The 20,944-nt window shown below is 40.4% G+C and carries 17 protein-coding genes; 10 read left to right on the forward strand and 7 right to left on the reverse strand.

What is annotated here, in order from left to right:
• Positions 1-213: 213 nt before the first annotated feature.
• Positions 214-666, forward strand: coding sequence for a DUF441 domain-containing protein (locus FVA72_RS10080; protein ID WP_004253572.1), 453 nt, complete (start codon positions 214-216; stop codon positions 664-666).
• A gap of 7 nt (positions 667-673) precedes the next feature.
• Positions 674-2,695, forward strand: a complete 2,022-nt coding sequence (locus tag FVA72_RS10085) for a tRNA(Met) cytidine acetyltransferase TmcA (RefSeq protein WP_110591796.1) — start codon at positions 674-676, stop codon at positions 2,693-2,695.
• Here FVA72_RS10085 and FVA72_RS10090 read toward each other — a convergent pair.
• Positions 2,676-2,867: a YpfN family protein gene (locus FVA72_RS10090; RefSeq protein WP_004253577.1), complete on the reverse strand. Its 192-nt coding sequence runs from the start codon at positions 2,865-2,867 to the stop codon at positions 2,676-2,678. The genes FVA72_RS10085 and FVA72_RS10090 overlap by 20 nt on opposite strands.
• Positions 2,868-3,014: 147 nt before the next feature.
• On the reverse strand, positions 3,015-3,266 hold the full coding sequence (locus FVA72_RS10095) for a hypothetical protein (protein ID WP_004911337.1): 252 nt from the start codon (positions 3,264-3,266) through the stop codon (positions 3,015-3,017).
• Between the two features lie 244 nt (positions 3,267-3,510).
• Between FVA72_RS10095 and FVA72_RS10100 the strand changes: the two genes are divergently transcribed.
• Positions 3,511-3,903, forward strand: a complete 393-nt coding sequence (locus tag FVA72_RS10100; protein ID WP_094960491.1) for a DUF454 family protein — start codon at positions 3,511-3,513, stop codon at positions 3,901-3,903.
• 54 nt (positions 3,904-3,957) lie between these two features.
• Here FVA72_RS10100 and FVA72_RS10105 read toward each other — a convergent pair whose 3' ends face one another.
• The 4 genes from FVA72_RS10105 to FVA72_RS10120 all read right to left on the reverse strand — a co-directional run bounded on the left by FVA72_RS10105 (position 3,958) and on the right by FVA72_RS10120 (position 6,905).
• Complete coding sequence (locus tag FVA72_RS10105; RefSeq protein WP_110591795.1) at positions 3,958-4,626, reverse strand: M15 family metallopeptidase; 669 nt, start codon at positions 4,624-4,626, stop codon at positions 3,958-3,960.
• On the reverse strand, positions 4,623-5,753 hold the full coding sequence (dapE, locus tag FVA72_RS10110) for a succinyl-diaminopimelate desuccinylase (RefSeq protein ID WP_110591794.1): 1,131 nt from the start codon (positions 5,751-5,753) through the stop codon (positions 4,623-4,625). The genes FVA72_RS10105 and dapE overlap by 4 nt, the downstream gene beginning before the upstream one ends.
• Before the next feature lie 13 nt (positions 5,754-5,766).
• Positions 5,767-6,138 carry an ArsC family reductase gene (locus tag FVA72_RS10115; protein WP_165119711.1) on the reverse strand — a complete coding sequence of 124 codons (372 nt, stop codon included), beginning with the start codon at positions 6,136-6,138 and terminating at the stop codon, positions 5,767-5,769.
• Positions 6,139-6,284: 146 nt separating this feature from the next.
• The gene (locus FVA72_RS10120) at positions 6,285-6,905 is read right to left on the reverse strand and encodes a LuxR C-terminal-related transcriptional regulator (RefSeq protein ID WP_036957668.1); all 621 of its coding nucleotides are present in this window, start codon (positions 6,903-6,905) and stop codon (positions 6,285-6,287) included.
• A 531-nt stretch (positions 6,906-7,436) separates the two neighbouring features.
• Here FVA72_RS10120 and maeB point away from each other — a divergent pair.
• The 5 genes from maeB to FVA72_RS10145 all read left to right on the forward strand — a co-directional run bounded on the left by maeB (position 7,437) and on the right by FVA72_RS10145 (position 16,194).
• On the forward strand, positions 7,437-9,716 hold the full coding sequence (maeB, locus tag FVA72_RS10125; RefSeq protein WP_004253593.1) for an NADP-dependent oxaloacetate-decarboxylating malate dehydrogenase: 2,280 nt from the start codon (positions 7,437-7,439) through the stop codon (positions 9,714-9,716).
• 118 nt (positions 9,717-9,834) lie between these two features.
• Positions 9,835-10,701, forward strand: a complete 867-nt coding sequence (locus FVA72_RS10130) for a ChaN family lipoprotein (RefSeq protein ID WP_228677085.1) — start codon at positions 9,835-9,837, stop codon at positions 10,699-10,701.
• Positions 10,702-10,846: 145 nt separating this feature from the next.
• Positions 10,847-11,650, forward strand: a complete 804-nt coding sequence (locus tag FVA72_RS10135) for a cell envelope integrity protein TolA (RefSeq protein WP_110591793.1) — start codon at positions 10,847-10,849, stop codon at positions 11,648-11,650.
• A 12-nt stretch (positions 11,651-11,662) separates the two neighbouring features.
• Positions 11,663-13,795 (forward strand): S9 family peptidase, encoded by a 2,133-nt coding sequence (locus tag FVA72_RS10140; RefSeq protein WP_110591792.1) that lies wholly within the window; start codon positions 11,663-11,665, stop codon positions 13,793-13,795.
• Positions 13,796-13,935: 140 nt separating this feature from the next.
• Positions 13,936-16,194: a TonB-dependent receptor domain-containing protein gene (locus tag FVA72_RS10145; RefSeq protein WP_110591791.1), complete on the forward strand. Its 2,259-nt coding sequence runs from the start codon at positions 13,936-13,938 to the stop codon at positions 16,192-16,194.
• Between the two features lie 62 nt (positions 16,195-16,256).
• On the opposite strand, the gene xseA is transcribed toward FVA72_RS10145, so the two are convergent.
• Positions 16,257-17,624, reverse strand: a complete 1,368-nt coding sequence (gene xseA / locus FVA72_RS10150; RefSeq protein ID WP_110591790.1) for an exodeoxyribonuclease VII large subunit — start codon at positions 17,622-17,624, stop codon at positions 16,257-16,259.
• Between the two features lie 171 nt (positions 17,625-17,795).
• Between xseA and guaB the strand changes: the two genes are divergently transcribed.
• Both guaB and guaA read left to right on the forward strand, forming a co-directional pair.
• Positions 17,796-19,262 carry an IMP dehydrogenase gene (guaB, locus tag FVA72_RS10160; RefSeq protein WP_096863905.1) on the forward strand — a complete coding sequence of 489 codons (1,467 nt, stop codon included), beginning with the start codon at positions 17,796-17,798 and terminating at the stop codon, positions 19,260-19,262.
• An 85-nt stretch (positions 19,263-19,347) separates the two neighbouring features.
• Entirely contained in the window at positions 19,348-20,925 is a 1,578-nt protein-coding gene (gene guaA / locus FVA72_RS10165; protein WP_110591789.1) for a glutamine-hydrolyzing GMP synthase, read from the forward strand.
• Positions 20,926-20,944: the final 19 nt, after the last annotated feature.

Raw genomic sequence — 20,944 nt, forward strand, 5'->3', positions numbered from 1 at the left:
AATAGATAATAAAGAACAGCTAAAATGTCGCACTTGAGTTAATAAATTGTGCGGAAATAGTAAGGTTTTTTATTAATGAAAATATCGTTACCGTAAAAATAAAAAGAGTTGGCGTTAATATTTGCTTCTTTGATGATGAGCCAATAACATGTTTTTAAATCAGTCTATTTGCTGCTAATAAATTATAATTATGCGTTTTACAGGGATAAATCTATGAGTCATGTTGATCCAACATTAATCATTTTACTGGTATTAGCCGGGTTAGGTATCATTAGTCATAATATGACAGTCACTCTTGCGATGTTATTTTTATTGGTGGTCAGAATAACACCATTGAATAATTATTTTCCATGGGTTGAAAAATATGGCTTAACCATTGGGATACTTATCTTAACTATCGGTGTTATGGCGCCAATTGCGAGCGGTAAAATAACGGCAAATGAAGTATTGAGCTCATTTTTGAATTGGAAATCGATTCTTGCAATTGTCATCGGGATCGCCGTTTCTTGGTTAGGTAGCCGAGGTGTCACATTAATGTCCCATCAACCTTCTACTGTTGCAGGCTTACTTGTTGGAACTGTTATTGGTGTTGCTTTATTCCGTGGTGTTCCTGTAGGGCCTTTAATTGCTGCCGGGATCTTGTCACTATTAATTGGTAAATCATAGTATTACGATGGTGAAATTGCTTCCTGTTATTATCGAACAGCTACATATGGTTGGCATGCGTCGTCTTATGGTTCTTTCTGGTGACAGTGCGTGGGTGGAACAGCAACTCAACGAACTTCGGACAGCCATTGATGGCGACTGGTTAACCATTTCAGCGAATTTGCCACAAGGGGTTTCCCCAGAAAATGCACATCTATTATTGGGCCGTGAATTTTTACATGGCATCTTTGATGCGCGTAAAGGTTTTCATAGTGAAGCCCTAGCCATGCTTGCTGGCACGTTAAAAGCAGGGAGCTTGTTAGTTTTATGTACTGCACCTCAAACTGAGTGGGCGACAAATGCTGATCTAGACAGCCTACGTTGGAATGAACAATTGGGTCTAATTCCGACACCGAATTTTGTTCACCATTTGCAACGGACTTTCCAAACATCTTCCGATATTTTATTTTATAAACAAGGAGATGAGCCTGATTTTTCATTACTAAATAACAAACCATTATGGCAAGCACCGACAGGCCAGCCAACAGAACAGCAGCAACAAATAATTAGCCAATTATTAAAAGCAAAACATGGCATTTGGGGCTTGATAGCCCCGAGAGGGCGCGGAAAATCTGCAATAGCTGGGATGTTAATAAAACAATTTATGGGAGAGAGTTGGTGTTGTGCTCCCGCCAAAGTGGCGATGGAAGTTTTAAGTCGGCACGCAGGACAAAAGATTAATTTTTGGTCCCCTGATAACTTATTAGCGTACTGCCGCCGCAATGAAAAAATAACAGCAGATTGGCTAGTCATCGATGAAGCTTCTGCTATTCCTAATTATATATTACGTGAGCTGGTGGGGTATTTTCCCCGAGTTTTATTAACTACGACAGTCGATGGTTATGAAGGAACAGGGCGTGGATTTACGCTAAAGTTCTGTGCAAGTTTAGCCCATTTCACTTTACTACAACTTGATAACCCAATGCGCTATGCGGCTAATGATCCCTTAGAATTGTGGGTCAATGAGGCTTTATTGCTGCAAGAACCCACCACTCAAACGGTTCTTGCTGGAAATACTGAATATAAAGCGTTAACTCAGGCATCATTAGCGGAAAATAATGAGCAATTAAAAGCGTTTTATGGCTTATTGATGAGTGCACATTATCGAACGTCACCATTAGATTTACGACGACTATTGGATGCTCAGCAACAACATTTTATGGTGGCAAAAACCGAGTCTCATGATTGTGCCTATTTAGGTGCATTATGGATGGTAGATGAAGGACAGTTAACCGAATCATTGAGCTGGCAAATATGGGCTGGGCTTCGTCGACCAAGAGGAAATTTAGTTGTCCAATCTTTAGCAGCTCATAGTTATTTCCCCATTGCGGCACAATGGCTATCTCGCCGAGTGATGCGTATTGCCGTTGATGCGAACCACCGTAGGCGCCAAATTGGTTTAACACTGCTAGCAAAACAAAAAGTGTTCGCCACAGAGCAAGGCTTGGACTTTATATCTGTTAGTTTTGGGCTAACACCAGACTTAGTGGCATTTTGGCAAAAAGCGGGCTTTCGGTTAATACGAATAGGTTCGCATAAAGAAGCCAGTAGTGGCTGTTTTACCGCGATGGCTATTTTACCTATTTCAAACCGTGCATACCAACTTTGTGAACAGGGGGAGTTACGGTTAAAACGTGACCTATATTGGCGCAGTGATTTACAAGAGTTTGCTTTCACAACAGACTCACAGCAGCAATTAACGACAGATGATTGGGTTGAACTCATCGGGTTTAGTGAGTTTAAACGGCCCATTTCCGCGAGTGAAAGTGCGATTCTGCGTTTATTGAAGGAAGAAAAAAACGGGCTTTCGCTTCTCAGACGGCATTTGGTGTCATGTGAACCCATCGCACAGATTTGCGCAGATGTTGGTATAACAGGGCAAAAGCAATGGCTACAACGAGTAAGAGAAGAGGTTGGTATACAGGTAAAACAATACCAACCCACGCTGTTAGCGGAGATAAAGCAAAAAGTTATTTCTTCTTGTCTTTAGGCCAATCGTCTTCATCATCCCAAAGATGGTTATTATCCTGATGCGGAGGGATTTCAGGCTTGTTATCTAAAAATTTTTTGGGGTCCAATTTCATCATTTCTTTGACTGAATTCCAGATAATACCTACCAATAAGAGTAAAATTATCCACCAGTAGTCGGCTAACCATTGCATACATTACCTCTATGAAATTGGGTAAAAGCTAAATGTTGATTTTAAATTATTTAAAATTTATACCATTAGAGTACCATTTACACTTTATATGAAACTGTGTGTTTTTTCAGAGATAGCTACAGAAAATATACCTACAGAGCTTATTGTTTATTTAAATACCATGGCAAATGCACCAACAATGCCAAGCAAAATATCAGAGCCTGTAAGTGCGTAGATATTTTTAACCTCTTCACCGCGAATATTAGCAAAGCGTTCAAGCGCTTTTTCTGTTGAAACGGCTTCAATCTCTTCAAATTGCTTTTCATATCCGGCAGCAATTAGCTTTTGGGTCTCTTGCTCATTTGGTGTAACGATAGCAATAACCTTTCCGGCCTTCATAAAAAAAGAGTAATGATTCATGGGACTTTCTAATAGTCTTAAGTTTAGGCTCCTGTCATTTTCTCAGGCTTTGCAAGTCAATGACTGGGGCTATTACCGCTCTTTTCGTAGTAGAACAAGGGAATAATAATCGCATCAACAGGCAAAAGCGACTTTTCATTAAGCGTGTTTACCATTAGAGTATACCATTGATATTATTATGAGTTACCACAGATTTTATGCGGCTTTTACCATTTGATTTATTTTTTAGGGAGGGGGAGTAATTTTGAAAAAATTGTTCCTCATTGTTATTGGATGGTTAGCTGTTGCGCTGGCTTTTGCTGGCGTTATTCTTCCTGTTTTGCCGACTACGCCTTTCTTGTTATTAGCGGCATGGTGTTTTTCTCGTTCATCTCCACGCTTTCACCATTGGTTATTATATCGCTCTTGGTTTGGGGGATATATCCGTCACTGGCAAAAGCATAAAGGGCTACCGAAAGGGGCAAAACCAAAAGCAATTGTATTGATAATACTCACTTTTTCACTATCAATCTGGGTTGTTAGCTATTTATGGTTAAAAATTGGTTTATTGGCACTGTTGTGTTGGCTGCTTATTTTTATGTATCGGCTTCCAGTTGTTGATGAACAAATTGCCACGAAAAAGAAAAAAGCCCCATAAATTATGTAGCGTAATCTATGAGGCGTGATAGAAGTTGCTCTGTTAGCTTAGAAATTATTCAGGAGCTTTAATATAGCGTTCGAATACATAATCTAAGTTACTGTTTAGCCAGTTTTTTCCGCAAATATCCTCTTGTAGGAGAACTTGTTTAATGACTTCTGGCGTTAAAAGCTGTTCTGCTTCATGGGATAAAGGCCAGTAGCTAATATGCCAAGGTTCATAGGCAACCCCTGCATTTTTTGCAGTGAAAGGGCGATAAAAATCAAATGTCGCCATGTTATCCGTCAGCCAGTGGTTCAGTTCAGCAAAATAGCCGTCAGTTTCATATTCCCAAGGCTCTAACTGTAACGTTTGCCCTAAAGGAATACGTAATGGGTCATAAACATCTATTTCGGTTCCCCAATGGTGGCGGCTTGCACCGGGTAATGCTGACCAATGTAAAATAGCTTCACAAAGCTCGCCTTCAGAAAGCGTTGTAATATCTAAAGGTTGGCTTTGTGCATCAAGAACAGGGCGGAGACCGGTAAATTTTTCATTCCAAATTAACTGTTGACGTGAAAAATCACGAAATGCACTTGCCGATTGTAACTTGAACCCTGACTTTACAGCCGCTTGTTGCATGGCTAAAAATGCTTTGGTGGCATTGAACTGTAGGCGATGAGAACCGCTAAGTGTCACTAAATGGTCAGTTGAGCGGCCTGTTAACATGGCAATAGTGATCATAATAACAATAACTCCATGACCCGTTCATAAATTAAGGCCAGCTGTTGCAAGTCTTTGACGTTAACGCATTCGTCAACTTTATGTATGGTGGCATTCAGTGGGCCGAGCTCAATAACTTGAGTCCCCATTTGGGCGATAAAACGGCCATCGGAGGTTCCACCGCTTGTGGATAACTCTGCATTAAGACCAGTTAATTCATGAATTGCTTGCAAAGTTGCAGTGACAAGTTCTTGTTTTTCAGTTAAAAATGGTTGCCCAGATAATGACCACTCTATTTTATATGTTAAGCCATGGCGTTCTAGCATGCTAGTGACCCTGTCACGTATTTGTGTGTCGGTCAATTCGGTGCTAAAACGAAAATTAAATTGAACAAATAACTCACCAGGGATCACATTACTTGCCCCTGTACCACCATGAATATTGGCAATCTGCATAGTGGTGGCAGGGAAGAATTCGTTGCCGTTATCCCAAATAGTTGATGTGAGTTCTTGCAAAAAAGCAGTTGCTCGATGTACCGGGTTATCCGCTAAATGAGGATAGGCAACATGCCCCTGCGTTCCCATAATGGTAAGATTTGCCGTAATAGAGCCTCTACGGCCATTTTTTATGATGTCGCCTAAATGAGATTGGCTTGAAGGCTCACCGACTAAACAGTAATCAACGCGTTCATTACGTGCCATCAATGTTTCGACCACTTTGACCGTGCCATCTAGCGCATCGGCTTCTTCATCTGATGTGATTAAAAAGGCCAAACGCCCTTGATGTTGAGGGTGCTTTTTGACAAAGCGCTCTGCGGCGACAACCATTGCTGCGACTGAGCCTTTCATATCAGCAGCACCGCGACCATACAAATGTTGATTGATAATTGTCGGGTTAAAAGGGGGTGTTTGCCAATTTTCACTATTGCCTGCTGGTACGACATCGGTATGGCCTGCAAATGCGAGGGTTGGACCTTGAGTACCTCGATGTGCCCAAAAATTTAATGTGTTACCAAAATGCATTGGTTCAACGGTAAAACCGAGTTGGTTTAAACGCTCAGTCAGTATCGCTTGGCAACCTTGGTCATCAGGGCTGATAGAAGGGCGTGAGATCAGTTCTTTGGCAAGTTGAATAACTGGGCAATCCATCATAACCGCCTGATTATCGAATGAAGTTTTGGTAGTCATTTGCGCTAAACCCAACTAAGTAACGGTTGTCTGGAGAAACAAGTACGGGTCTTTTGACCATGGAGGGCTCTGCAATTAGCACTTTTTTCGCGCTATTTGAATCAACCACTGCATTTTTTTCATCATCAGTCAGTTTACGCCAAGTTGTTCCTCGTTTATTTACTAACACTTCCCAATCAATATGTTCCATAAAGGTAGAAAGTAATTCATCGCTAATACCATCAACACGATAATCATGAAACTGATAGTTAACTCCATTGTCTTCTAAGTAACGGCGTGCTTTTTTAATGGTGTCACAGTTTTTAATTCCGTACATGATATAAGGAGAGTTAGATGTATTGGGCATATGATTTTCCTCAAAAAACTAGCGATAATCCATACATAATGAGGCAAAAATCGCTTAGGATCTAGCCCAAATGTGAGAAATATATAATAAACTTATAATTAAATTATTCGTAATTTAGCTTTGTTAATTAATATAATTAGAAAAAATTATCTTGAACGCATATAAATTAAGCTAGCTTCAAGACGAGAGCGAACACGTAATTTTTTAAGAATATTTCTAATGTGAACTTTAACCGTTTCTTCAGAAATAAAAAGTAAATTAGATATTTCACGGTTTTTTAAACCCACAGCCATTTCATGTAAAATTTCAGATTCTCGCCGTGTCAGTGATGAGAGTGGGTCATTATAATTATGACGAGAAATAAGATGCTGATATATTTTTTCACTGAAAACTAATTGCCCTCTAGAGGCTTTCTTCATACTATAAAATAACATGTCAAGCTCACTGCTTTTTAATAAATACCCTTGTGCTCCTGCATCAATAGCGCCATATATATCTGTTTTAATTGTTGAAGCAGATAACACTAATAAGTAGCTATTATTGCAGTGCTTACGAAGTAATCGTATCGTTTCAAATGTTTTAATACCTTGAATATTGGTATCTATAATAATTAGATTAGGCTGTAGCTGCCTTGCAATGCTTAAGGCCTCGTAACAACAAGAGGACTCTGCTGTGACAATAAAGTGCGTATCGGTATTTATGAGCTGGCGCAATCCCAAGCGTATAAGAGGGTGCTCATCAACAATCATTACGGTATATTTAGACATAGAGGGTTCCTTTTTCATGTCTTAAAATTCAAGGTCTAGTTTGATACTTTCCATAAAATAGACAGTTTAATTTTGATATATTTATTATATTTAATTGGAGTATTAATAATTGTAAAATCAGTATGGGGAATTCTTAATGTTACTTCTTTGCTTAATATATTATATCCCTCGCTAATAACAATAAGATACTTGTTGATAATACATTAAAATTAGAAAATTCATATCTAATATTTAAATCAATATTAAACGGAGAAGGTATTTAAGATAGGGTTCATAATGTGATTAATTTTTTATATATATTAACCTCATAAAACTAATAATAAATTATTTTTAGTTAATATCTTAAAAATTAGAGAAGTGTTTCGATATAGTAAAATATAATCAATGTGATTACGTTTTACTCTAACGGTGACCTAACTCTATTGTAACTGAAAGATTTTTCTGGAAATTGCCAGTATGATCATGATTTGCTAGAGAGATGTGTTTATACTGTTATCGCTCTTACCTTACTTATTTTGAAAGGACTTGACGATGGATGACAAATTAAAACAAAGTGCTCTTGATTTTCATGAGTTTCCACATCCTGGGAAAATTACGGTTACCCCAACTAAACCACTAACAACCCAGAGAGATCTCGCATTAGCATACTCACCAGGTGTTGCAGTGCCATGTCTTGAAATTGCAGATGACCCACTTAAAGCTTATCGTTACACCGCTAAAGGTAACCTTGTCGGGGTCGTGTCTAATGGTACGGCTGTCCTTGGGTTAGGTAATATCGGTGCTTTAGCTGGTAAACCTGTCATGGAAGGAAAAGGTGTACTATTTAAAAAGTTTTCTGGTGTTGATGTCTTTGATATTGAAGTTGATGAAACAGACCCAGACAAGTTAGTTGATATCATTGCGTCTCTTGAGCCGACTTTTGGCGGTATTAATTTAGAAGATATCAAAGCACCAGAATGCTTTTATATTGAACAAAAACTTCGTGAGCGGATGAAAATCCCTGTATTCCATGATGACCAACACGGTACCGCAATCATCTGTACTGCCGCTGTTATCAATGGCTTACGTATTGTTAAAAAAGATATTGGTGATGTGCGCCTGGTGGTTTCTGGCGCAGGGGCGGCATCAATCGCTTGTATGAATTTATTAGTCGCGTTGGGGTTGAAACGCGAACATATCACCGTTTGTGATTCAAAAGGGGTGATTTACAAAGGCCGTGATGAACGCATGGATGTCACCAAAGCCGCGTATGCAATTGAAGATAACGGCCAACGTACTTTGGCTGATGCGATTCCTAATGCAGATATTTTCTTAGGCTGTTCAGGTCCACGTCTTTTAACGCCAGAAATGGTGAAAACCATGGCAAAAGATCCTCTAATCTTAGCATTGGCTAATCCTGAACCCGAAATTTTACCACCTTTGGCAAAAGAAGTTCGCCCTGATGCCATCATCTGTACTGGTCGTTCTGATTACCCAAATCAGGTTAATAACGTATTATGTTTCCCATTCATTTTCCGTGGTGCGCTAGATGTTGGCGCAACAACGATTAATGAAGAAATGAAACTGGCTTGTGTATATGCCATTGCAGATCTTGCATTGGCTGAGCAAAGTGAAGAAGTGGCTTCTGCGTATGGCAACCAAGATTTATTCTTTGGCCCTGAATATATTATTCCGAAACCATTTGACCCGCGTTTGATTGTGAAAATTGCGCCAGCAGTGGCAAAAGCAGCTATGGATTCAGGGGTAGCAACGCGTCCAATTGAAGACTTTGATGCCTATATCGAAAAATTAAATCAATTTGTTTATAAAACAAATTTATTCATGAAACCTATTTTCTCTCAAGCTAAGACGGCGAAAAAACGCATTGTATTAGCAGAAGGGGAAGAAGAGCGTGTATTGCATGCGACTCAAGAACTAGTGTCTTTAGGTTTAGCTTTCCCAATTTTAGTTGGGCGCCCAAGTGTGATTGAAATGCGTATTCAAAAACTCGGCCTACATATTGAGTTAGGTAAAGATTTTGAAGTGGTTAATAACGAAAACGACCCGCGTTATAAAGAATATTGGCAAGAATACTACCAAATCATGAAACGTCGTGGTATTTCCCAAGAAATGGCGCGCCGTGCGGTGATTAATAACCCAACCTTAATTGGTGGGATCATGGTGTTGCGTGGCGAAGCCGACGGGATGATTTGTGGTACGGTGGGCAGTTATGGCGAACACTATGAAGTTGTTAAAGATTTATTTGGTTTCCGCGAGGGTGTTCATGCAGCAGGTGCAATGAATGCATTGTTATTACCAACGGGTAATACGTTTATCGCAGACACTTATGTCAATGAAGATCCTTCACCGGAAGAGTTAACTGAAATCACGTTAATGGCAGCGGATACTGTAAGACGCTTTGGTATTGAGCCAAAAGTGGCTCTGTTATCGCGTTCTAGCTTTGGTTCTTCAGATTGCGCATCTGCACAAAAAATGCGTGATACGCTAACGATGATCAAAGCACGTGACCCACATTTGGAAATTGATGGTGAAATGCATGCGGATGCCGCATTAATTGAATCTATCCGTAAAGATGTGATGCCTGATAGTCCATTAAAAGGTTCAGCAAATTTATTAATTATGCCAAATATGGAAGCAGCACGTATTAGTTATAATTTACTGCGTGTCACAAGCTCTGATGGTGTGACTGTAGGGCCTGTGTTAATGGGGGTTGCGAAACCTGTGCATATATTAACACCAATTGCTTCGGTACGTCGTATCGTGAATATGGTGGCATTGGCAGTGGTTGAAGCACAAACAAACCCACTCTAAAGGTTAATATTAATTAATTTGTGTTAAAGGCTTCTATGGTTTCATAGGAGCCTTTTTGTTGAAAATGATTCTCATTATCTGTATCTTGTGAGCTTGACTACATAAGATGGAAAGCATAATGATTTCAATTAGATTGACCTCTCGAATAGCCACTTTAATGGTTGGGTTATTTTTTCTTATTGGTTGTACACAAAAAATTGAGCCAACAAACGTACAATTGGATAGCCAGCTAACAGCAAGCGACCAAATTATTGACTTAGCAACAGGTAAGTCTTTAACACCTCAGCAATTAGTTGAGCAGCTTGCTCAATCTCCACGTGTGATTGTTGGAGAAAAGCATGATAACCACTATCATCACCAAATTGAGCAATGGCTTGTACAGGAAATGCCAAAAATACGGCCTCAAGGTGCGGTTTTACTCGAAATGCTGACACCGTCACAGCAAAAAGGTGTGAGTCGAGTACAGGCACAGATGCAGAGTAATCCTTATATTCGTGACGAAAAGTTACAGTCCGCCATAAAATGGAACAGTGGTTGGCCTTGGGAACAGTATGGGGCTTTAATCCGTCATTTGCTAAGCTCACCTTATCCATTACTTTCTGCAAACCTAGATAAAGAAGAGGTGCTTTCCGCCTACGCTAACCCATCATCAATAATGGGGCAGTATTCGACTCAGCCTATTGTTCAAGAACTCATCAGTAAAACGATTGAAAGCTCTCATGGTGGGGAACTTACAGCGGAACAAGTGGTAAAAATGACCTTTATACAGCAGTTGCGTGACCGCCGTATGGCAGAGTCGTTATTAAATGCACCTACACCCGCGCTCTTATTTGCAGGTGGCTACCATGCAACAAGAGCTATTGGGGTACCTTTACATGTGCAAGACCTCGCACCTGACGAATCAGTCAAAGTGTTAATTATTTCAGAGAGAGGGGAAGAAATAGACCATTTACATGCTGATTTTGTTTGGTATACCCCTAAATGATGACTAAATAATAGCAACCTAATGATTTCAAAAAAGTTAATTTTGTGAAGTATTCTTTATTTTCATTAAGAAATGATTTCCATTTTCATTTGTTATTAATTATCATTTGCGTTTATGTGAAGATACATAAGTACATAAGATAAAAATGAGTATAACAACATTTGAAAATGAGTATTTAAAGCGAACGACGAAGATGAGTGGGTGGTTCGCATTGGCAATTGCTCTTCATGTCGCTGTGGTTGGGGGCTATATATGGGTAACTTATAATCAACAATGGGAAGAGCTATTGCCTCCACCATCAGTGGTGATGGAAATTTCGATAGAGTCGCAAGCCGAACAATTGACAGAAGTTAACATTGGTCAACTACAAGAGTTAGCGGTGGCGAGTCAGGCCTATGAGGCTCCATCAGAAGAGAAAATTATCCCACCATTAGCCATCAATGAGCAGGCAGAAGTGCAAGTGGCTAAGACGGTGAGTACAAAACGAATAGCTGAAGTAAAAAAACAAAAGCGTGAAAAGCAGGTGGTTGAACAAAAACAAGCGACTGATTCAAAAGCCAATGATGCCCCTGTCACCAGTGATGCAGCAGCGCCATTACAGACTCAGAAAATTGCCGCAGAATTTAATAGCCAGTCACAATCGATAGAGAACGCGAAAAGGCTGTGGGAAGCACAAGTATTGGGTAAATTAAATAAATACAAGCGTTTCCCTGAAGATGCCGTAAGGCGAGGGCGAGTTGGTCAATCAGTAGTAACATTTACGGTTGACCCACAAGGTTTTTTACTTGATAGCGAGCTGGTGAGTTCATCTGGAACGCGATCGTTGGATAGAGAAGCCTTGCAGGTTTTATCAAGAGCGGCACCTTTACCTGAACCACCTACTGAAATTTTAATCAACGGGCGGGTAACAGTCAGGATCCCTATTGATTTTACTCTTAATGAAAAATAGATTGGATGAATTATGCGTAATAAACTTACTGAGTTTTGTCTTATTACATTACTTGGTTTATATGCAGCAACTAGTGCTGCGGAGGATAGAATGTCAGCACCAATAGCCAAAAAACAACCACATACAATGACTACTCACGGAGATGTCCGTGTTGATAACTATTATTGGTTAAGGGATGACCAACGTGAGTCTCCAGAAATTATCGAATACTTAACGCAAGAAAATGACTATACAAAGCAACAATTAGAGAAAGGTGAGTCGTTAAAAAAAGAGATTTACGATGAACTCTTTTCGCGTATGAAGCAGGACGATGAGTCAGTTCCCTATAATTATAATGGTTATACTTACCGCTCACGAGTGGTTGCGGGAAAAAATTATTCTATCTATGAAAGACGTCCGGTAAATAGTCAGGGTGAATGGGTTGTATTAGTTGACGGTAATGAACGTGCCGAAGGCACAGAATATTATCGTATGGGCGCGTTAGCTATTTCGCCAGATAATACCACGCTTGCCATTGCCGAAGATCGTCAAGGGCGTAATGAATTTGCAGTGTCATTTCGAAAAATTGATGAGAGCGAGTGGCAAGAGAATGTATTAACCAATACATCAGGGAATATTGTTTGGGCTAATGATAACCAAACGCTATTCTATGTGAATAAGGACAAGCAAACATTGCTTCCTTATCAAGTGGTTAAGCACCAATACGGTACACAGCAAACTCAAGACAAACTGGTGTATGAAGAAAAGGATGATACTTTTTACGTTAGTTTAGCGAAATCGACGTCAAAAGATTTTATTTTAATAGGTATCACGAGTACTGAAACTTCTGAATATCGGTTAATTGATGCAAATCAGCCACAAAATGATGCTAAAATCTTAAAACCACGTCAAGTTGGGGTTGAGTACTATCCTGATCATTTCAATGGTAAATTTTACATTCGCTCTAATCACCAGCACCCATTATTTGGTTTATATATTGCAGACAATATTTCAGCGCCGTGGGTAAGCTTTATTGCACCACGTGATGGGGTTGATCTTGAAGGTTTTGCGTTATTTAATAACTGGTTAGTGGTAGAAGAGCGCCAAAACGGCTTAATAAATATACGCCAAATCAGTTGGTTAACGCATAAAGAAAACCAAGTGAGCTTTGATGACCCAACTTACATGGCGTGGATTGGGAATAACCCTGAGCCTGATACGGACACATTACGCTACGGCTACTCATCAATGACCACACCGTCTTCAGTATATGAAATTAATATGCTAACTCAAGAAAAACAGCTTTTAAAACAAGAAGAAGTTAAAGATTTTAATAAGCAAAATTACCAAAGTGAGCGTATTTGGGTCACTGCACAAGATGGGGTAAAAGTCCCTGTTTCCTTAGTTTACCGTAAAGATCTTTTCAAACATGGTCAAAATCCATTGTTAGTCTATGGTTATGGCGCTTATGGATATGGCATAGACCCTTCTTTTAGTTCATCTCGTTTGTCTTTATTGGATCGCGGTTTTGTTTACGCGATTGCACATATTCGTGGTGGTGGTGACTTAGGTAAAAATTGGTACATACAAGGCAAAACAATCCACAAAATGAATACATTTACTGACTTTATTGATGCAACCAAAGGGTTATTATCAGAAGGTTATGGTAAAGCAGGGCATGTGTATGCCATGGGGGGCAGTGCGGGGGGCTTATTAATGGGAGCGGTGGTGAATATGGCGCCTGACTTATACGAGGGTGTTGTTTCCGCTGTTCCATTTGTAGATGTGGTAACTACAATGTTAGACCCATCAATTCCTCTGACTACTGGGGAATACGACGAGTGGGGTAACCCTGAAAATGAAGAGGATTACTGGCGAATTAAAGCGTATAGCCCTTATGACAATATCAAAGCACAACATTACCCACATATTTTAGTGACGACAGGGTTACATGATTCCCAAGTTCAATACTGGGAACCTGCAAAATGGGTGGCTAAATTGCGAGATATTAAACAAGGTAATTCATTATTATTATTAGAAACGAATATGAATGCGGGCCATGGCGGTAAATCAGGGCGTTTTAATGCACTCGATGATATTGCCCAAGAATATAGCTTTATTCTTATGCTTGAAAATAAAGACAAATATTTTCCATATTTAAAATAATAATTAACCTATAAAATTTAGGTGATTTTAGGCCAGCAACAAGATTAATCACATTGTTGCTGAGCCTTTTCACAGGCACTATTTGGCCTGTGCTAGCGGTGTGAGCGTATGATACTCAGTACGTTTACAGGAATGGTTTAATGAATAATAAAACAATAATTATGGTAGCTGGCATTATTGCCACTAGCTACCAAGGGATCGCTTTGGCTGAAAATACACAGCAGCAAAATAAGCAGAAAGAAGGTGTGGTTAATTTTAGCCAATTAAAAGTTTCAGGTGCGCAGAAACAAACCCCACTAGTCAAAGCATTAGAAAAACCAGGTGCTTATAGTGCGGTTGGTACAGAAAATAAATTGCAGTCGATGGATAAAATTATTCGCACCATGCCCGGTACCTATACTCAAATGGATGCCAGCCAAGGTACGGTTAACGTCAATATTCGTGGGCTGAGTGGTTTTGGTCGCGTGAATATGATGGTTGATGGTATTACACAAAGTTATTATGGTATCTCACCGAGCAAATATACCCACGGTATGCAGCCGAGTAATGATTTTGGTTCATTAATTGATCCAAACTTTATTGTCTCAGTGGAAGTGGAGAAAGGGCAGTTGAATGGCAGTAATAGCATTAATGCTTTAGCCGGAAGTGCGAATTTCCGCACTATCGGAATTGATGACGTCATTTTTAACGACAATTTATACGGACTGCGTAGTAAAGCTAACTGGGGGGATAATGGTCTCGGTTATAACGGAATGGTTGCCGTTGCGGGTAAAACGCAATTACAGGATGATGGTTACTTTGGTGGTTTAATTGCAATTAGTGGTCATAATATTCCCGGAAGTTATAAGAATGGAGACGGCTTTGACAGTGATGAATTTGCCACAGATCCCTCATTCAAACAAAAGCCACAATCTCAATTGGCAAAGTTGAAATATAAACCTAATGATCGCCATGAATTGGAATTCAGTGGGCGTTTTTTGCAAAATAAACTTACCAGCAGAAAGATTAATAGTGAGGACTATTATCTAAAATATAAATACACTCCATTAAATGAATTAATTGACGTAGAAATACTGGCAAGCCATGGCAATAATGAACAAAAATTTCAAGGTGATCCTATTGGTGGAGCCTTTAAAAATGCCATATCTAGAAATAAATCCGATAGTATAAATTTATCCAATACGAGTCATTTTTCTTATGGAGATGTGGATTATAAATGGCAAGTTGGTTCGAAATTAATGAAAACCAAATACCAAAAAACATCTCAACCTGTTGAAGACCCTAACACCCAAATATATAACCCATTTTCACCGAGTGGCACGCAAGATATCGTGAGCTTATATACCCAATTTGAAGGGAAATATGATATCTATACCGCTACATTTGATCTTAATTATCTTAATTATAAAGTTAAAGGTTATAAACCTGCGTGTGATGAAACCGAAAAATGTTTCCCCCAAGAAGCCAGTACATTGAATATCAAGGATAGCGGTATTAACCCTGGTGTTTTATTATCAGCACAAATTATTCCTGAGTTTCAACCTTTTGTTAGTTATGCTCACTCGATGCGTGCACCTAATTCCCAAGAGGCTTTTTTCTCGCAAAATGGTGGTCAGAGCATGAACCCATTCCTAAAAGGGGAAAAGTCGAAAACATGGCAAGTTGGGTTTAATAGCTTCAAGCCTGACTTAGTTGTAGAGGGCGATCAATTCAATATGAAAGCTCTGTGGTTCCATACACATATTAAAGATTACATTACTAGCAAATCATTTATGTTGTGCCGAGCAAACTCACAAGAAGAGTTTGATTGGTGCTTGATTAACGATGATGTTTGGAATAAAGAAAACCCAGATATTTTTCAGCGTGCAGATATGTATGTTAATGATCCTAGAGATGTGAATTTACGAGGGTATGAGTTGCAAGCCAATTATGATGCAGGTGTATTTTATTCAATGGTTTCATATACCAAAGAGTCAGGAAAACAACCGGTTTCTATTAATAGTACCTCCGTATTTAGTGCAGGGGATTTCACTCAATTACCTGACTATTACCTAACATTAGACTCAGGCGTACGCTTCTTTGATGAAAAACTGACACTCGGTTCAACGATCACATGGACTGGCCCCTCCAAACGGATTAGCCCAGTTCCAGATGGCGACCAAAATGGTGATGCTATGACGGAGAAATATGAGAAACAACCAACCATTATTGATGTATATGCAGATTATGAAATTAATAAAAACGTTAAATTGATGATGACTATTAACAATGTGACGAATAAAAACTATACCGATGCATTAAATCGCGCAAATTCAGGTGCAATTATGCAAGAGAGAGGACGGAATAATGAAACGGGTAGAGGGCGTACTTATATGATAGGTGGGCAGGTACGTTTCTAACCAGTATATAAATTTACAACCACTTATCCCGTTATTTTAATCGAGATAAGTGGTTAAAATAATCACTTCGATACTATTTTTGTTTTAACTTTCTCAATGTGAGTAATTTGGCTTTCAACCCAACCATCATTAAGGCGTGTTTTCAGTGGTTGCCCTAATTTTACTTGGCTGGTTTTTTTCAACACGGTGCCTTCTGCTGTCTCACTAATACTAAAGCCGCGAGCAAGTGTTGCCAATGGGCTGACAGCTTCCATTTTCGAACACGCGACAGCAAAACGTTGACGATAGCTATTGACCAAACTCGTGATCATATTTTGCAAATGATATTGTGTTTGTTGCAACTGACGTTGTTGCTTTTGCAACTGAGGGCGTAAATCATTTTGCAGCAAACGGCGATTGACTCTTTCGAATTTAGCTGTCGAATTTTGTAGTTGCCGAGTCATCGACTGTGCTAACTTTTGTTGCAATAAATTAAGTTGGTTATGTTGCCGTGCTAAGCGTAATTGCGGGTGCTGTTGCTGTAAACGATGGTGTAAACGAGCAAACCTTTGTTGTTGGCCTACCACGTAATAATCCATTGCCATTTCAAGGTGTTGCTGTGCAGATTTTAACTGCCGCAGCATTTCTAGCTGGTTACGGCTAACAAGCTCGGCTGCCGCAGATGGGGTTGGTGCTCTTATGTCCGCTACATAGTCCGCAATCGTCACATCGGTTTCATGACCAACAGCACTAATTATAGGCAGTTGACTAGCAAAAATAGCTCTAGCAACGATTTCTTCATTAAATGCCCACAAATCTTCAAGGGAGCCCCCACCGCGACCGACAATTAACACATCACATTCTTGACGCAAATTTGCTAGCTCAATCATTCGAGCAATTTGTGCTGGTGCCATTTCGCCTTGAACGGCCGTTGGATAGATAATGATAGGCAGAGAAGGATCCCGGCGGCGTAAAATATTTAAAATATCATGTAGGGCTGCACCGGTTGCTGATGTAATGATACCGACAGATTTAGCAGGGCTAGGTAGCGGTTTTTTATGAATAATATCAAATAAGCCTTGTGCGCTTAGCGTTTGTTTTAATAGTTCAAAACGCTGTTGCAGTAAGCCCTCACCGGCTGGCTGCATACTTTCAAGGATTAATTGGTAGTCACCTCGAGGTTCATATAAAGTCACTGTCGCTCTAACCAAAACTTGCTGGCCATTTTGTGGGCGGAAAGTGACACGTGCATTCTGCCCACGGAACATTGCCGCACGTACCTGTGCTCGGTCATCTTTTAAGGTTAAGTACCAATGACCTGAACTTGGCTGTGAAAAATTGGAAATTTCAGCGGTTAACCAAATACGCCCCATTTGGCTATCGAGTAGTTCTCGAACTGTTTGGTTAAGCTTGCTAACCGAGTAAATTGCGTTATTTTGTGAAGTCGACATGTGAGCCAGATCAAATTTTAAAACAATGACTTAATCGATAGATACTAACGCAGCTATAGGAGTTATCAAGTTTTTTTTCAAAAAAACGCTGGAAGCAACCGTTTTCGGTGTGTATAATGCCGCGGCAATATTTTATACCTTTCCATAACGCTGCCTGGTGGGATATTGCCTATGTTACGCATTAAAAAAGAAGCACTTACTTTCGACGACGTTTTACTCGTTCCTGCACACTCAACCGTATTACCGAATACCGCAGATTTATCAACTCAACTGACTGCAAACATCCGCCTGAACATTCCTATGCTTTCTGCAGCCATGGATACTGTCACTGAATCTGACCTTGCTATTGCATTAGCACAAGAAGGTGGCATTGGTTTCATCCATAAAAACATGACTATTGAGCGCCAAGCGGAAGAAGTTCGCCGCGTGAAAAAGCATGAAAGTGGTGTCGTCACTGACCCTGTGACAGTAACGCCTGATACTACCATTCGTGAAGTGCAAGAAATGGCTGAGCGCAATGGTTTTGCAGGTTATCCAGTAGTTGCAAGCGACAACTCATTAGTTGGTATTATTACTGGCCGCGATGTTCGTTTCGTGACGGATTTAGACCAGCCTGTTACTGCTGTGATGACGCCAAAAGAACGTTTAGTCACCGTGAAAGAAGGCGAAGCACGTGAAATTGTTTTACAAAAAATGCATGAAAAACGTGTAGAAAAAGCCTTAGTGATCGATGATAACTTTCATTTGTTAGGGATGATCACTGTTAAAGACTTCCAAAAAGCAGAACGTAAGCCAAACGCGTGTAAAGACGAGCAAGGCCGTTTACGTGTTGGTGCTGCTGTTGGTGCTGGTGCAGGAAATGAAGAGCGTGTTGACGCGCTGGTGGCTGCTGGCGTTGACGTTTTATTAATTGACTCATCACATGGTCATTCAGAAGGCGTATTACAACGTATTCGTGAAACCCGCCAAAAATACCCTGACTTACAAATCATTGGCGGTAACGTAGCAACCGCGGAAGGGGCGAAAGCGCTGGCTGATGCAGGTGTTAGCGCCGTTAAAGTCGGTATTGGCCCTGGTTCAATTTGTACAACTCGTATCGTAACTGGTGTGGGTGTACCACAAATTACGGCTATTGCAGAAGCGGCAGAAGCTCTGGAAGGTACGGGTATTCCTGTTATCGCGGATGGGGGTATTCGCTTCTCAGGTGATATCTCTAAAGCTATCGCGGCAGGCGCAGCCTGTGTGATGGTTGGCTCAATGTTCGCAGGAACTGAAGAGTCTCCGGGAGAAACTATTTTATTCCAAGGCCGTACTTACAAAGCATATCGTGGCATGGGCTCACTGGGTGCGATGTCTAAAGGTTCGTCAGATCGTTACTTCCAATCTGATAATGCAGCAGACAAATTAGTGCCAGAAGGCATTGAAGGCCGCGTAGCATACAAAGGTCGCCTAAAAGAAATCATTCATCAACAAATGGGTGGCTTACGCTCCTGTATGGGCCTGACGGGCTGTGGTACTATTGATGCATTAAGAACAAAAGCAGAATTTGTTCGCATCAGTGGAGCCGGTATCCAAGAAAGCCACGTTCATGATGTTACTATCACGAAAGAATCTCCAAACTACCGTTTGGGGCAATAATCGATAAAGTTTCTCAGGGTGGCGCATTCATTTGATTGCGTCACCGATTCTTATTTTTGACTTGAATTTTTGGAATTCTCCTCAAATGACAACAAATATCCATAAACATCGCATTCTTATTCTTGATTTCGGCTCACAATATACACAGCTGATTGCCCGTCGTATTCGTGAAATTGGCGTTTACTGTGAACTCTGGGCGTGGGACGTTACAGAAGAACAAATTCGAGGATTCAATCCAAACGGTATTATTCTTTCTGGCGGGCCAGAAAGTACGACTGAGTCAGATAGCCCACGTGCTCCTGATTACGTATTTAATGCAGGTGTTCCTGTATTAGGTATTTGTTATGGCATGCAAACCATGTCAATGCAGTTGGGTGGTACAGTTGAAGTCTCTGGTGAACGTGAGTTCGGTTATGCCAATGTCGAAATCACTGAGCAATGTGAATTATTCCGTGATATTCATGACTCTCTGAACGAAGCTGGCAAGCCAGTACTTGATGTTTGGATGAGCCATGGTGATAAAGTTACAGCTATCCCTGCAGATTTTAAAACTATCGCCAGCACGCCAAGCTGCCCATATGCCATCATGGCAAATGAAGAGAAGAAATTCTACGGTGTGCAATTCCACCCAGAAGTGACTCACACTCACCAAGGCCTGAATATTTTAACGCGTTTTGTGAAAGATATTTGCCAATGTGAAGCCCTGTGGACACCAGCGGCAATTATCGAAGACACAGTAGCGCGTTTAAAAGAGCAAATTGGTGATGACCATGTACTGCTCGCATTATCGGGTGGTGTTGATTCATCGGTTACGGCATTGCTATTAAACCGCGCAATTGGTAAACGTTTAACCTGTGTGTTCGTTGATAACGGTTTATTGCGTTTAAATGAAGCAGACCAAGTAATGGAAATGTTCGCAGGTAAATTTGACCTGAACATCATCCATGCAAAAGCCGAAGATCGCTTCTTAAATGCATTAGCTGGGATCAGCGATCCAGAAGCTAAACGTAAGAAAATTGGTCACGTATTTATCGAAGTATTTGATGAAGAGTCATCTAAGCTGCCTAATATTAAATGGTTGGCTCAAGGGACGATTTACCCAGACGTTATCGAATCAGCAGCATCAGCAACTGGCAAAGCGCACGTTATCAAGTCTCACCATAACGTAGGTGGTCTGCCGGATGATATGAAACTTGGTTTAGTTGAGCCATTAAAAGAATTGTTTAAAGATGAAGTCCGTAAAATTGGTCTCGAATTAGGCCTCCCGTACGATATGCTGTATCGCCACCCATTCCCAGGCCCAGGTTTAGGGGTTCGCGTGTTAGGTGAAGTGAAGAAAGAGTACTGTGACTTATTACGTCGTGCAGATGCTATCTTTATTGAAGAACTGCACAAAGCAAATTTATATCATAAAGTTAGCCAAGCATTTACCGTATTCTTACCTGTCCGCTCTGTTGGCGTCATGGGTGATGGCCGTAAATATGACTGGGTTGTTTCACTGCGTGCAGTTGAAACTATCGACTTTATGACCGCTCATTGGGCGCATCTACCTTATGACTTCTTAGGCCGCGTTTCAAACCGCATCATTAATGAAGTCGATGGTATTTCCCGTGTTGTTTATGATATCAGCGGCAAACCACCAGCGACAATTGAGTGGGAATGATTCCGCGTCTGGCACAGCC

Source organism: Providencia sp. PROV061 (assembly GCF_011045655.1).
GTDB classification, from domain to species: Bacteria; Pseudomonadota; Gammaproteobacteria; order Enterobacterales; family Enterobacteriaceae; genus Providencia; species Providencia hangzhouensis.